14 protein-coding genes and 1 tRNA gene are annotated in these 13,375 nt (G+C 67.9%); 5 read left to right on the forward strand and 10 right to left on the reverse strand.

What is annotated here, in order from left to right; all coding sequences use genetic code 11:
• Positions 1-14 precede the first annotated feature (14 nt).
• Both M2317_RS12515 and M2317_RS12520 read right to left on the reverse strand, forming a co-directional pair.
• Entirely contained in the window at positions 15-1,151 is a 1,137-nt protein-coding gene (locus M2317_RS12515) for an AI-2E family transporter (protein WP_429460606.1), read from the reverse strand.
• A gap of 103 nt (positions 1,152-1,254) precedes the next feature.
• Positions 1,255-2,322: a DUF998 domain-containing protein gene (locus M2317_RS12520; protein WP_429460607.1), complete on the reverse strand. Its 1,068-nt coding sequence runs from the start codon at positions 2,320-2,322 to the stop codon at positions 1,255-1,257.
• An 81-nt stretch (positions 2,323-2,403) separates the two neighbouring features.
• Here M2317_RS12520 and M2317_RS12525 point away from each other — a divergent pair, with 81 nt between their 5' ends.
• On the forward strand, positions 2,404-3,237 hold the full coding sequence (locus M2317_RS12525) for a mechanosensitive ion channel family protein (RefSeq protein WP_429460609.1): 834 nt from the start codon (positions 2,404-2,406) through the stop codon (positions 3,235-3,237).
• Positions 3,238-3,264: 27 nt separating this feature from the next.
• Here M2317_RS12525 and M2317_RS12530 read toward each other — a convergent pair whose 3' ends face one another.
• Both M2317_RS12530 and M2317_RS12535 read right to left on the reverse strand, forming a co-directional pair.
• Positions 3,265-4,107 (reverse strand): PhzF family phenazine biosynthesis protein, encoded by an 843-nt coding sequence (locus tag M2317_RS12530; protein ID WP_429460611.1) that lies wholly within the window; start codon positions 4,105-4,107, stop codon positions 3,265-3,267.
• Positions 4,108-4,156: 49 nt separating this feature from the next.
• On the reverse strand, positions 4,157-4,525 hold the full coding sequence (locus M2317_RS12535; protein ID WP_429460613.1) for a DUF4406 domain-containing protein: 369 nt from the start codon (positions 4,523-4,525) through the stop codon (positions 4,157-4,159).
• Between the two features lie 53 nt (positions 4,526-4,578).
• Here M2317_RS12535 and M2317_RS12540 point away from each other — a divergent pair, with 53 nt between their 5' ends.
• Positions 4,579-5,334 (forward strand): DeoR/GlpR family DNA-binding transcription regulator, encoded by a 756-nt coding sequence (locus M2317_RS12540; RefSeq protein ID WP_429460615.1) that lies wholly within the window; start codon positions 4,579-4,581, stop codon positions 5,332-5,334.
• Positions 5,335-5,411: 77 nt separating this feature from the next.
• On the opposite strand, the gene M2317_RS12545 is transcribed toward M2317_RS12540, so the two are convergent.
• The 5 genes from M2317_RS12545 to dusB all read right to left on the reverse strand — a co-directional run bounded on the left by M2317_RS12545 (position 5,412) and on the right by dusB (position 10,792).
• Positions 5,412-5,484, reverse strand: a tRNA-Asn gene (locus M2317_RS12545).
• A gap of 97 nt (positions 5,485-5,581) precedes the next feature.
• Complete coding sequence (locus M2317_RS12550) at positions 5,582-6,355, reverse strand: ATP-binding cassette domain-containing protein (RefSeq protein WP_429460616.1); 774 nt, start codon at positions 6,353-6,355, stop codon at positions 5,582-5,584.
• 36 nt (positions 6,356-6,391) lie between these two features.
• Complete coding sequence (gene dnaG, locus M2317_RS12555; protein ID WP_429460618.1) at positions 6,392-8,251, reverse strand: DNA primase; 1,860 nt, start codon at positions 8,249-8,251, stop codon at positions 6,392-6,394.
• A complete protein-coding gene (locus M2317_RS12560) occupies positions 8,251-9,648 on the reverse strand; it encodes a deoxyguanosinetriphosphate triphosphohydrolase (RefSeq protein WP_429460620.1) in 1,398 nt (465 codons plus the stop codon). Before M2317_RS12560 ends, dnaG begins: the two co-directional genes overlap by 1 nt.
• Entirely contained in the window at positions 9,638-10,792 is a 1,155-nt protein-coding gene (gene dusB / locus M2317_RS12565) for a tRNA dihydrouridine synthase DusB (RefSeq protein WP_429460622.1), read from the reverse strand. The genes M2317_RS12560 and dusB overlap by 11 nt, the downstream gene beginning before the upstream one ends.
• A gap of 61 nt (positions 10,793-10,853) precedes the next feature.
• Here dusB and M2317_RS12570 point away from each other — a divergent pair, with 61 nt between their 5' ends.
• Entirely contained in the window at positions 10,854-11,348 is a 495-nt protein-coding gene (locus M2317_RS12570; RefSeq protein ID WP_429460624.1) for a glutathione peroxidase, read from the forward strand.
• 13 nt (positions 11,349-11,361) lie between these two features.
• On the opposite strand, the gene M2317_RS12575 is transcribed toward M2317_RS12570, so the two are convergent.
• Positions 11,362-12,054, reverse strand: coding sequence for a DsbA family oxidoreductase (locus M2317_RS12575; protein ID WP_429460626.1), 693 nt, complete (start codon positions 12,052-12,054; stop codon positions 11,362-11,364).
• Between the two features lie 151 nt (positions 12,055-12,205).
• Between M2317_RS12575 and M2317_RS12580 the strand changes: the two genes are divergently transcribed.
• Together M2317_RS12580 and M2317_RS12585 are read left to right on the forward strand one after the other, a co-directional pair.
• Complete coding sequence (locus M2317_RS12580) at positions 12,206-12,778, forward strand: AAA family ATPase (RefSeq protein ID WP_429460628.1); 573 nt, start codon at positions 12,206-12,208, stop codon at positions 12,776-12,778.
• Positions 12,775-13,362 carry an AAA family ATPase gene (locus M2317_RS12585; RefSeq protein ID WP_429460631.1) on the forward strand — a complete coding sequence of 196 codons (588 nt, stop codon included), beginning with the start codon at positions 12,775-12,777 and terminating at the stop codon, positions 13,360-13,362. Before M2317_RS12580 ends, M2317_RS12585 begins: the two co-directional genes overlap by 4 nt.
• The last annotated feature ends 13 nt before the right edge of the window (positions 13,363-13,375 follow it).

Below are 13,375 nucleotides of genomic sequence, written 5' to 3' on the forward strand. Positions count from 1 at the left end.
ATGATGCGAGCGGGTCAGCTGGCATCCGGAGCGGTCGTGATCGCGTTCTGCCGCGGAATCACGACCTGACGGATGATGATGAGAATGGATGCCGTGATCGGAATGGCCACCAGCGCGCCGAGCAGACCCATCAGCGTCGCACCGACCATGGCGCCGATGATGACGAGCACTGCCGGCACGGAGACCGCCTTGCCCATGACCCGCGGGGTCACGAAGTACGCCTCGACCTGGATGTAGATGAAGTAGAGCACCAGGAAGATCACTGCGGCGAGCGGGCTGATAAAGAGGGCCCCGACCGTGCCGATGAGCAGGAAGATCAGCGATCCGAGCAGCGGGATCAGTGTGATGAAGAACGCGGCGATCGCCATGACTGCCGGCACCGAGGAGCCGATGATGAGTTGGATCACGAGCACGACAAGGGCGTTGAAGGTCGACAGCGTGATGCCGCCGGCGACGACGGATCCGACCGAACCGGTGATCTGCTCAAGCAGTTCCGTGAAGCGCTTGCGCTGATACGCCGGGACGAGGTTGGCGATGGTCTGCTTCATCGCTGAAAGGGACGAGACGAAGTACAGCGTCAGCACGACGACCATGACGAAGCTCGAGATCGCGCCGACGATGCCGAAGCCGACGCGCAGCACACCGCCGGAGATCGCCAGGAACGAGGAGATGCTCGTGATCGACTTCAGGCCCTCGGCGATGAGCGCATCGAGATCGACGCCGAGATTCGCTTCGAGCGACAGATACCAATCGCTGTTCTGCGCCGCATCGATCGCTGCGGGTGCCGTCTGCAGCGCGGCGACGAACTGTCGAACGGTCGCCGGGATCACGACGAGCAGGATCACGACCATGAGTGCGAGGAACGAGACCGCGACGATGGCGATGCCCGCACCACGGCGGATGCCGCGACGCTCCAGCGCCCGTACGGCCGGATCCAGGCCCAGTGCGAGGAAGAGTCCGAGGAAGATCGAGATCAGCACGGTCGAGAGCGATGCCACCGTCGCGGAGAGCGCGATGGCGAGGATCACTCCGAGCGCGACCGTGAACCCGGAGACCAGCGGATGAGCCGGCACGAGCCGCAGCAGTGCGGCCCGCCGCGTCGCAGGCACGGCCTCGTCGGCAGCCTGCGGCTCGAGGTCGGATTCGCTCACGCTCTGAACGCTACTCGGCGGCCACGATGCGCGCCACGACGACTCACCCATGGGAGATGATCCGACCACCCTGGCATGCGCTCGGACGGGCGACCGATGATCGTCATCCGGGCACGCCGACCTCGGCATCCCTGCGCAGCGCGTCCGCGCTGCGGATGAACAGGATGATCCAGGTGAACACGAGGATTCCGGCGACCAATTCGACGGCGGTGAGCGTGTAGTAGCCGACTCCGAACAGCACCGCGAGGGTGACGATGACTGCGACGAACAGGTAGCCCAGCAGCAGGAACGTGCTCGGCATCCCGGGGATCCAGCGACGCAGCGCGAAGACCAGGATGCTGAAGGCCACCGCCATACCGCTGGCGACGCCCGTGTGGATCGCGAAGAAGTCGTCGACGTGGAACACGCCGACGAGACCGAGGAAGATGCCGACGACGACGAGGCAGGTGCGGACCCTGGCGATCCCGCGCGGATGGGAGGTCGGCACCCGCTGGGTGGCGTAGCGGGCGAGTGTCGTGACGAGGATGCCCGCGACGATGAGCGTCAGGTTGAACGTCCGCGCGGAGAGGTCGTCCGTCATGCCCAGCGCACTGAGGTTCTCCTGCCACCAGTGCGGATCGCTCGCGGTGAGCATGCTGGTGATGATCCCCAGGGAGAGGAAGGTCGCGAGCACTATGGCCAGCAACTGCATGTCGAGGTGCGTGGCCGACAGGAACGCGACATAGCCCGTGAGCGCGGCGGCGGCTCCCGACAGCAGCAGCACCGGCAGCGGGAACACGACGGCGTCGATGAAGCCGTGCGTCAGGATCGTCGCCGTCAGCGTCCAGCCGAGCAGAGCGATCACGGCATGCGCGAACGCGAATGCGGCGATGTCGATGACATCCAGCACGCCGATCCGGCCGCGCCTCGTCGGGCCGTCCACGACCAGCCGGCCGCCGACGAACGCGACGATCGCCGTCACAGCCGAGGCGATGGCCGCGTACTGCCCGACCGATCCCTCCCCCGCGATGGGCGCAGAGCCGAGCCCGAACACGGGCAGGGCGATGACGCCCACCAGCACGAACGCCACGATCGCCATCCACAGACCCAGCGTCTCCAATGAGCGTTCCGATGCAGTGCTCGTTGCGCGCGTGGCGGAGAGCGGGCTGACGGAGGAGCGGGATGCCGGCATGAGATCAGTGTGCCGCATCCACGGCTACCATGAGTCGCGAACCGGGAAGCCGTGCGTGGCGGCCCCAGAACCGGAGTGACCGTGGATCTGACACAATTCGTCCCGACCAACATCTCGGTGTGGAACGTCGTGTTCGCCGTGCTGGCCGTGATCGGCGGGTGGATCGCGTCGCACTTCGCGCGCAAGGGCGTGCTGACGCTCGGCCGCAAGGCGCCCGGCATCTCGGACACGATGGTGGATGTCGCCGCTCGGCTCGTGCAGTACGTGCTGATCTTCCTGGGGATCGGCATCGCTCTGGGCTTCCTCGGCGCGAGCATCCAGCCGGTTCTGGCCGTGACGATCATCGCGGCCGTGGTGATCTTCCTCGTACTGCGCGGCGTCGCGGACAACTTCGCCGCCGGCGTGCTCGTCCAGTCGCGCCAGCCGGTCAAACTCGGCGAGGAGATCCTCTTCGAAGGCCCTGACGGGCCGGTCTCCGGCATCGTCAAGGAGCTCAACGGTCGCTCCGTGATCGTCACGACCGCCGACGGCCGCACGGCCCACATCCCGAACCTGCAGCTGCTCTCGAACATCCTCGTCAATGATTCCCGTCACGGCGCGCGCCGCAGCGAGGTGCAGGTGCGGATCGCCAGAAGCGACGGACGCGAGCTCGGTGCGGTCGTCGACCTCCTCACGGATGCTGCGGCTCTCGTCGAGGGTGTGCACGCGCGGGAATCGGTGCGCGCACTCGTCCGGGAGATCTCGGACGAGCGCTGGGTCATGAGGCTGCAGTTCTGGCACCACCCGCTTCACGGAGCTGTCGTGACATCAGGGGTGGTCACGGCCGTGGCTGCCGCCTTGACGGAGGCGGGCATCCCCGGTGTCGTGACGGATGCTCCGGCTCCGACGCCGCTCGCCCCTCCGGGAACCCTGTGAGACGCATCGTGCTCGGTGGTGCTGCGGTCAGATCTCCGCGGATCCCGAGATGACCACATCGGCGCGGCCGCCCACCCACACGGCGCCCTCCTCCTGGCTGATGCGCACCAGCCCGTTGCGTCCGAGCGCTGTGCCCTGACGTGCGACGTAGGGCGCGCCGGCGCGGCCGCTGGCGAGAAGCCACTCAGCAAGCGCTCCGTTCAGACTGCCAGTGACCGGGTCCTCTCGCAGCGGCTCGCTTCCCTCGGTGAAGAACGCTCGCACTTCGAAGTCGGCAACGTGATCGGCCGCGTGTGCCGCGATGACACCGATGTCCCATCGTCCTGGATGACGCGAAGCATCCGGGCGCAGCGAGAGCACCGCGTCCGGGCCGTCGAGCAGCAGACCTACCCAGCCAGGACCGTTGTCCACCCACGCCGCATCGATGACGTCACCCGCTTCGATGCCCAGGATCTCGACGACCGCCTGAAGGGTCTCCGGATGAACAGGGCCGGATCGGGTGCACGGCGGCGATCGGAAGGCGAGGAGATCGGCCTCGACACGGACGGGGATGAGGCCCGCCTCGCACTCCTGCACCACGCGGGCGGGGTCTGTCGGCGCGCCGCCGGCATCGAGCCAGGCACGCGTCGTGCCCAACGTGGGGTGGCCGGCGAACGCGAGTTCGGTGTTCAGGCTGAAGATGCGCAAGCGATAGTCGGCTTCCGGCGTGGTCGGAGGCAGCACGAAGGTGCACTCGGAGAGGTTCGACCATACGGAGAAGCGACGCATGTCCGAGTCCGAGAGGCCCTCGGCGTCGAGCACGACCGCGACCGGATTTCCCAGGCCGATACCGTCGTTGAACACGTCCACCTGGCGGAAACGTCGCTGCATACCGTGATGCTACGCGTTGGGGACGGCCGCCGATGCGCGGCACCATCGCTCAGGCACGGAGAACCGGTACTTCCGAGATGTCGAAGTAGACGGGCAGGCCGCGATGTGTCGCGATCGCGACATCCTGATCGGCGCCGGTGGATGCGCCGGGAAGCCGCAGAACGGCATCGCAGTGCTGGAGAAGCCGTTGCGCTGTCGGATACAGCACGTCGTCTGCGAGGTCGTCGTCGATGGTGGCGCCGGCAGAATGCAGGATCGGCAGAGCGACCCACTCCCCGATCATCGGGATGTGTCCGGCGGCGAAGATCGGCCATGCGGCTTGTTCGAGGCGGCGCAGGTTCGCCTGCATGGCCTCGGGTTCGCCTCCGGTTCCGGAGCGGTAGGGGCCGGAGATGAGGATGAGCATGGGACGAGTCATGCGCGCTAGACTAGTCCATAACCATGCAAGAACGTGATGAAACGGGGCTAAACGTGTTGACTGCTGAACGACGCGCGTATCTGCTGGAGACCCTGCGCCGAGACGGGAAGATCGTCGCGAAGAGCGTCGCGCTCGAGCTCGGGCTGTCCGAGGACAGCATCCGACGCGATCTGCGGGAGATGGCCGGCGAGGGACTGTGCCAGCGTGTGTACGGTGGCGCCCTGCCCGTCTCACCCGCGGTCGTCGGGTACGAGCGGCGGCGGGAAGTCGGCGTCGCAGCCAAACGACTGGTCGCGGCGAAAGCCATAGAGTTCATCGATCCGGGCAGCACCGTCATCCTCGACGGCGGGACCACGGCTCTCGTTGTCGCCTCGCTCCTGCCGCCGTCCCTTCGATGCACGATCGTCACCCACAGCCCGACCGTCGCCGCGGCGCTGATCGAACACCCGAGCGCCGACGTGTTCATCCTGGGGGGTCGACTCTTCAAGCACTCCGCCGTGGCGAGCGGATCCGCTGCCGTCGAGGCCGCGGAGCGCATCACCGCCGATGTGTTCTTCCTCGGTGTCACGGGCATCCATCCCGAGTCCGGTCTGACCACGGGCGATCCGGACGAGGCCGCGATGAAGCGCGTCCTGGCATCCCGCGCCGCAGAGACCTACGTCCTCGGATCGTCGGAGAAGATCGGCGCGGCCTCGCCCTTTGGCGTGATCGGGTTCGACGATGCCGAGGGAGTGATCACCGACGCTGATCCGCAGGGTGGCATCGTGCGACGCCTGGGCGCTCACGTGCGCATCATCGATGCGCGCTGATGCGCGTCAAGGACGGAAAAGGCCCGGAATCCGCATCCGTTGATCTCTCAACGTCCACGAATTCCGGGCCGATATCGCTCCCCAAATTGGACTCGAACCAATAACCTGCCGATTAACAGTCGGCTGCTCTGCCAATTGAGCTATTGGGGATCAGGCGTCGCCGCCGAAGCAACTCCACTAGCTTAGCAAACGTCCAGCGGTGCTCATGACATCGGCGGGCGTTTCCGCGCCGCCGGGTGTGTCGCGCTCAGCGCCTCGAATCCGCCTCGGCGTTCGGCACCCACAGAAGGTCATCCCCGACGCCGCGCGCGACGACGTGACCACTGCGCAGCATGAGTGTCTCGGCCTTGAGCTCGCGGATGAACGCGGCGTCGTTCGTGACGAGCAGCGCGCCCATCCCCTGCTCGGTGCGGCGGCGCGTGATCGCGTCGAACACCACCGGACGCACCTCGAGGTCGAGGTTGGCGAGGACCTCATCGGCGACCAGGACCTTCGGTTCCAGCACGAACGCGCGGGCGATCGCGACGCGCTGTCGCATTCCGGCGCTCAGTTCGTACGGGAACCTGTCCGCGGTTCCCAGCGGCAGGTGCAGTTCGTCCAGCAGGGTCGCGATGCGAATGGACAGCGCCTTGGCGTTGACCCGCTTCTCACGGATGAGAATCGGCTCCGCGATCACCTCAGCCACCGTCAGACTCGGCGGAAGCGTTGCACCGGCGCCCTGCGGGACGAACCCGCTGAGGTAGGTCAGTTCCCGATGCCGGCGGCCCGGCTTGCGCACGTTGACGCCGCACACCTCGGCGGTGCCGCCGACGATCCGCACCGACGGGTCGGTGGACCCGGCGAGAGCCGCGACGAGCGTCGACTTCCCCGATCCGGTCGGCCCCGCCACGCAGAGCAAGCCACCGGGCTGGATCTGGAACGATACGCCGTCGACCGCTCGGGTCGCCCCGCCGTGCCCGATCCGGTCGATCACCAGATCCGAGCAGTCGATCACGTTCGGAGAGGGAGACCTGCGAGGCATGCGTCCATCCTCCCCCGGCGGCGGCGCACCGCGCCGTTACGACTCGGTGAAACGGCGACGTTCGAGATCGATGTCGCGCAGCCGGACGCGCAGCGCCCTGCCTCCATCGGATTCGGCCGGCACGCGCTGCACGGCACCGAGCAGCTCCTGCTTCTCCTGCTCGAGCCCTCGGACGATCAGTCGTCGCGCGAGGTCGGTCGTCGATGCCACTGCGCCGGACTCGTCCCGTGCCGGGAACGACGTCATGAGCAGTTCCCCTGCGAGAGAGCGATACGGCTCCCGCACGGAGTTCACGGCATCCATGACCCACCCCGGTCTGGTCCGGTCGCCGTCGACGATCGCCTGCCGCACCGCCTCGAGCGCTGCGTTGCGGAACGGCTGCGTCAGCGCACGGCCGAGGAGCTCGGCATCGACCTGATGACCGTACTGCAGGGTTCCGATCACGGCGTCGCGCTCGAGCGCGACGTCAGCCGTCCGCGGCAGGCTCGCGATCGTGACCGCTTCGACCACGGGTGCTGCGGGTCCCCCATCGGATGCTGTCGCCACCGACTCGCGTCGTGCCGGCGCGTGCGAGACGCCGCGCGCGGCGCGCTCGACCTCGGCGTGCACGTCAGTCGGATCCATGCCCAGCCGGCGCGCGAGCACCCGCTCGTAGCCAGGCCGCAGCAGCCGGTCACGGATCTCGGCCACGATCGGGGCAGCGGCGCGCAGCGCACCGACGCGGCCCTCCACGGTCGAGAGGTCATAGCCGGCGAGCTTGCGGTCGATCGCGAACTCGAACATCGGCTGCTTGGCCTCCATGAGGCCTCGCACCGCGGCATCCCCGCGCTGCAGACGCAGATCGCACGGGTCGAGACCGTCAGGGGCGACCGCGACGAAGGTCTGCGCGTTGAACCGGTCGTCCTCGGTGAACGCGCGCAGCGCGGCCTTCTGCCCTGCCTCGTCGCCATCGAAGGTGAAGACGACCTCGCCCGCGCCCGAGTCGTCGCCCATGACGCGTCGGAGCACTTTGATGTGCTCCGTGCCGAACGCCGTTCCGCAGGTCGCGATCGCAGTCGTGAGACCGGCGAGATGGCACGCCATCACATCCGTGTACCCCTCGACGACCACGACACGGCGCGGGTCGCCGCGTGAGATGTCCCGCTTGGCGAGATCCAGGCCGTACAGCACCTGAGCCTTCTTGTAGATCGGCGTCTCCGGGGTGTTCAGGTACTTCGGTCCCTGATCGTCATCGAACAGCTTCCGGGCGCCGAATCCGATCGTCTGCCCGGTGACGTCACGGATCGGCCAGACCAGGCGCCCGCGGAATCGGTCGTACACGCCGCGCTGGCCCTGGGAGAGCAGCCCGGCCGCGAGCAGTTCGTCGCGACTGAATCCCTGCGCGGTCATGGCCTTCAGCAGGCCGTCCCATCCCCGTGGCGCGAAGCCGACGCCGAAATGCGCTGCGGCGCCCGCGTCGAAGCCGCGTTCGCCCAGGAAGCGCCGGCCGGTCTCGGCATCCGCAGTGAGCAGCTGCGCGCGGAAGAACTCGGCTGCGGCCGTATTCGCCGCGTACAGCCGGCTGCGCCCGCTCGTCTCCGGGGCTGCACCGCCGTCCTCGTAGTGCAGCGAGTAGCCGACGCGGCCGGCGAGCCGCTCCACCGCCTCGGTGAAGCTGACATGGTCCATCTCCCGGAGGAACGAGTACACGTCCCCCGATGCTCCGCAGCCGAAGCAGTGGTAGTAGCCCACCTGCGGGCGCACGTGGAAGCTCGGGCTCTTCTCATCATGGAACGGGCACAGGCCCTTGAGGGATCCGACGCCGGCCGACTTCAGCGCGACCCGCTCCCCCACGATGTCCGCGATGTTGATCCTGGCCTTGACCTCGTCGACGTCCGCTTGACGGATGCGCGGCATCAGCGCGCCCCTTCGACAGCCGCCGCAGGTGCTCCGTGCGCGCGAGGGCGCGCGTGACGCGGCGACCAGATCCCGACCTCGGCCGGGTCGATGTCGCCGACGAGCCGGGAATGCCAGTCCAGTGCGGTCTGATCCGTGAGGCTCGCGATCTGATCGACGACGACGCGTGCACGCGCGGCATCCGTCTGCGCATCCAGGAAGTCGGCGGCGAAGGCAGGTTCGAGAACGTCCGCACCGGCGATCCACAGCGTGTCCGTCGACCACAGCGCATCCGCCAGGCGCTTGAGCACGCGGCGCTGCTCCTTGTAGACGCCGCGCCGCGCATCGATCGTGACGATGGCCTGACCCATGATGCCCTTGAGCACCGCGATCTCGACCTCGATCACGCGCGGCACCACCACGTGCGCGCTGTAGCGCGCCAGTGCGGGGCCCGTGTAGGACTCCCTCGTCGCGGAGACGGCGGCGCGGGCGAACCGGCCGATCATGTCGCTCGTGAGGTTCTTCAGTCGCGCCAGGTCGCGACGCGACCGATCGAACGAGCGCAGCCACATCGGCTGGCGGGTCAGGCGGTACAGGCCGTCGGCCAGTTCCTCCCGGGTGTAGTCGTACCCCACCCATTGCTGGACGCGGCCGACGAGCGCATGATGCTCGGCAGGGTCCGACAGTTGGGCGACGTCGAGGTAACCGTTGACGATCGCATCCTCGAAATCGTGCACGGAGTAGGCGATGTCGTCCGAGAGGTCCATGATCTCGGCTTCGATGCAGCGCAGCCGCCCTGGCGCCCCCTCGCGCATCCAGCGGAACACGGCCTCGTCCTCGGGGTAGACGCCGAATTTCAGCCGGCCTCCGGGGTCTGGGATCGGGCTGTCGACGGTCCACGGGTACTTGCACGTGGCATCGAGGCTCGCCCTCGTCAGGTTGAGTCCGACCGAGCGGTCGTCGTCGTCCAGAGCCTTGGCCTCGAGGCGGGTGAGGATGCGCAGCGACTGCGCATTGCCCTCGAAACCGCCGATGGGTTCGGCCCACTCGTTGAGGGCTCGCTCACCGTTGTGCCCGAACGGCGGATGGCCGAGGTCATGGCTCAGGCACGCCGTGTCGACGACATCCGCCGAGACCCCGAGCGCGATCGCGAGTTCGCGACCCACCTGGGCGACCTCGAGCGAATGAGTGAGACGGTTGCGGGCGAAGTCGGCCGTGCTCGCGGGGCTCAGCACCTGCGTCTTCGCCGCCAGCCGGCGCAGCCCCGCCGAGTGCAGCACGCGCGCACGGTCACGGGCGAAGTCGTCGCGCTCGGAGCGGTGCGTCTCCGCGAAGAAGCGCTCGGTGTCGTGCGCGTCGTAGCCGTCGACGCGGCCGAGCCGATCCGGTTGCGCGCCTTCTCGCGGGTCAGCCGCCACTGTTCTCGATCTCCGCTCCGCGCAGCATCTGACGCGTGTCGTCGGCGACATCGCGCGAGTCCAGCCACTTGTCCGGAAGGGCAGGGCGCTTGGGGTGACCGGCGCGCCCGCGCTGGCCCTCGGCATCCGCACCGGGGTAGGGCGCGTCGCGATCGAGTTGTCCGAGCAGATCGTCCATCTGCGCCAGGCTCTCGACCTTCGCGAGCGCGGTGCGCAGCTCGCCGCCGACCGGGTACCCCTTGAAGTACCAGGAGACGTGCTTGCGGATGTCGCGGCATCCGCGGTCCTCATCCTCGAAGAACTCCACGAGCAGGTCGGCGTGACGACGGAAAGCGTCCGCGACGAAGCCGAGGGTCGCGTCGACAGGTCGGGACTCGGCGCCGAAAGCGGCCGCCAGGTCCCCGAACAGCCAGGGGCGCCCCAGGCAGCCGCGGCCGACCACGACGCCGTCGCAGTCCGTCTCCGCCATCATCCGCACGGCGTCCTCCGCGCTCCAGATGTCGCCGTTGCCGAGCACCGGAATGCTGGTGACGGCCTGCTTCAGCTCGCCGATCGCGTTCCAGTCCGCGTGGCCCGAGTAGAACTCGCTCGCCGTGCGCGCGTGCAGGGCGACGGCGGCGGCCCCGGCATCCTCCGCGGCGCGGCCGGCGTCGAGGAACGTGAAGTGATCGCGGTCGATGCCCTTGCGCATCTTGACGGTCAACGGGATGGGACCCGCGGCCTTGACCGCCTGGTCGACGATGTCGGCGAACAGCTTCGTCTTCCACGGAAGAGCCGCTCCGCCGCCCTTGCGCGTGACCTTGGGCACGGGGCAGCCGAAGTTGAGGTCGATGTGATCGGCGTGGTCTTCGGCCACGATGATGCGCACGGCCTCAGCGATCGTGGTCGGGTCGACGCCGTAGAGCTGGATCGACCGAGGCGTCTCCGACTCGTGATGACGGATGAGGCGCATGGTGACCTCGTTGCGCTCGACGAGTGCGCGCGACGTGATCATCTCGCTGACATAGAGGCCTGCGCCGTATTCGCGGCACAGTCGACGGAAAGCCGTATTCGTGATCCCGGCCATGGGTGCGAGGACGACGGGCACGTCGATGTCGATCGGGCCGATGCGCAGTGAGCGCGCTGGGGCGGTGGCAAGACTCATATCCCCTCCATTCTCCCATCCTCCGGAGCCGATGCGGCCCAGGCGATTTAGGCTGTGGAGTATGACCGATGAGAACCTTCGCCAGATCCCCTTCACGGATGCCGAGGGGAACACCAGGACCCTCGACGGCTACGACGCCGACGTCGTCCTCGTCGTCAACGTCGCCTCCAAATGCGGCCTGACCCCGCAGTACGAGCAGCTGGAAGAGCTGCAGCGCACGTACGGCGATCGCGGCTTCTCGGTCGTCGGCTTCCCGTGCAACCAGTTCATGGGGCAGGAGCCGGGCTCGATCGAGAAGATCCTCGAGTTCTGCTCGACGACCTACGGCATCAGCTTCCCGATCAACGACAAGGTGAAGGTCAACGGCCGGAACGCGGGCGACCTGTACAAGCAGCTGAAGCAGACTCCGGATGCCGGCGGCAAGGCCGGACGCGTCGAGTGGAACTTCGAGAAGTTCCTGATCTCTCCGGATGGCTCGGTGCAGCGCTTCCGGCCGAAGCAGCGTCCGGATGCCCCCGAGATCGTGTCCGCGATCGAGGCCGCGCTGGTGCGCTGAGCGGCCTCCGGTCTCAGCCTGCGACGGCGGTCTCGGGCTCCGATTCGGTCGCGCGCTTCGCCCACAGGTCGCGCAGCACGCTCTCGAACGTCGTGGGCGGCTGGGCACCCGAGATTCCGTACTGTCCGTCGATCACGAAGAACGGCACGCCCTGGATGCCGTAGGCCTGCGCCTGCGCCTGATCCTGACGGACGGCGGGGAGGTGGGTCGCGGCTTCCAGTGCCTGGCGGGTCTCCTCCGCATCCAGTCCGACCTCGACCGCGAGTTCGACGAGATCGTCGATGCGCCCGACGTGCTTGCCCTCGGTGAAGTAGGCGGACATCAGCCGCTCCTCCATCTCATGCTGGCGGCCGTTCGCCTTGGCATGGTGGAGGAGTTCGTGCGCCTTGACCGTGTTGGTGTGCTGCAGCAGATCGAAGCGGTACTCGAGGCCCGCCTTCTGCGCGATGCCCGTGACGTTCGCGAGCATCTGCTCGACCTGCTCGCGCGGCATCCCCTTGTGTCCGGCGAGGAAGTCGATCTCGTCGCCGTCGAAGTCGACGGGGGTATCCGGCGACAGCTCGAACGAGTGGAAGGTGATGTTCACCTCGGGGGCATCGTCGTCGCCGGCGACGGCTTCGAGCCCCTTCTCGAGATTGCGCTTGCCGATGTAGCACCACGGGCAGGCGATGTCGGACCAGATGTCGATCGAGATGGGTTCAGTCACATTCGGATGCAACGGCCGGCGCACGCGGGGTATTCCGTCGGGTTGCCGTGCCGCTTCGGGGGCCGACACGCCAGATGTCGGACCGAACACGGCCGATCGTCCGACAAGTGGCGTGTCGGCCCCCGGAATGCCACACGGCTAGCATTGTCCGGTGCTCTCCGCCGACGATCCGCTGCCGTTCACCCCGCAGCGCGTGCTCGTGGCAGGCGTGACGGGATCGGGGAAGACCACGTTCGCGCGGCGTCTCGCAGCGGCGTGGGACCTGCGTCACGTCGAGATCGACGCGCTGTTCCACGGACCGGAGTGGACGCCGAGAGCGGAGTTCCTCGACGACGTCCGCGCCTTCGCCGCGGAAGACCGCTGGGTCACCGAATGGCAGTACACGAGCAAGGGCACGGGTGAGATCCTCGCCCCACGAGCCGACCTGCTGATCTGGCTCGACTACGCGTGGCCGGTCGTGCGCGGACGACTCGTGCGCCGGACGATGAAACGCCGCATCCTGCGCACCGAGCTCTGGAACGGCAACGTCGAGCCGGCGATCTGGTCCCGGGATGCGTGGACCGGCGAGAACGATATCCTGCGCTGGCAGACCAGCACACGGCACAAGTGGGGCGAGCGGATGCCGGAGATCGCGGATCGGTTCCCTGACCTGACGATCGTGCGACTTCGGCATCCGCGTGAGGCGGCACGGTGGGTGGCCACCCCGCGGATCGAAGCGTCGTGAGCGGGTACCTCTCCGCCGCCGAGGCCCTCCCCACCGCGCCCCGACGCGTACTGATCGCCGGGGTCACCGGGTCCGGGAAGACCACGTTCGCGCGGCGCCTCGCCTCCGCATGGGATCTGCATCACGTCGAGATCGATGCGCTGTTCCACGGGCCCGACTGGACGCCGCGGCCGGAGTTCCTGCACGATGTCGAGGCCTTCGCGGCCGAGGACCGCTGGGTCACCGAGTGGCAGTACACCAGCAAAGGGACCGACCGGTTCCTGCCGCCGCGCGCGCAGCTCGTCGTCTGGCTCGACTACCCGTATCGGGTCGTGCGCTCGCGCCTGCTGCGCAGGACGCTCGGCCGCAGCATCCTGCGCACCGAGATGTACAACGGCAACGTCGAGCGCCCGATCTGGCGCCTGCTCGCCACGCGAGATCCCGACGAGAACATCCTCGCCTGGCAGACGAAGACGCTCGGGCACTGGGACGAGCGGATGCCGGAATACGCCGAGCGCTTCCCGCATCTGACGATCGTGCGACTGCGGCATCCGCGCGAGGCGGAAGCCTGGCTGGCGCGCGCTTCGACAGGCTCAGCGAGCTGACGGGTGGCTCAGC

Source organism: Microbacterium sp. ZKA21, from assembly GCF_050434165.1.
Classification (GTDB): Bacteria; Actinomycetota; Actinomycetes; order Actinomycetales; family Microbacteriaceae; genus Microbacterium.

Bases quoted from the DNA above. Each gene is read 5' to 3' on its own strand.
- M2317_RS12520 (WP_429460607.1), bottom strand. From the start codon at position 2,322: ATGCCGGCATCCCGCTCCTCCGTCAGCCCGCTCTCCGCCACGCGCGCA.
- M2317_RS12530 (WP_429460611.1), bottom strand. From the start codon at position 4,107: ATGCAGCGACGTTTCCGCCAGGTGGACGTGTTCAACGACGGTATCGGC.
- M2317_RS12535 (WP_429460613.1), bottom strand. From the start codon at position 4,525: ATGACTCGTCCCATGCTCATCCTCATCTCCGGCCCCTACCGCTCCGGA.
- M2317_RS12550 (WP_429460616.1), bottom strand. From the start codon at position 6,355: ATGCCTCGCAGGTCTCCCTCTCCGAACGTGATCGACTGCTCGGATCTG.
- dnaG (WP_429460618.1), bottom strand. From the start codon at position 8,251: ATGCCGCGCATCCGTCAAGCGGACGTCGACGAGGTCAAGGCCAGGATC.
- dusB (WP_429460622.1), bottom strand. From the start codon at position 10,792: ATGAGTCTTGCCACCGCCCCAGCGCGCTCACTGCGCATCGGCCCGATC.
- M2317_RS12570 (WP_429460624.1), top strand. From the start codon at position 10,854: ATGACCGATGAGAACCTTCGCCAGATCCCCTTCACGGATGCCGAGGGG.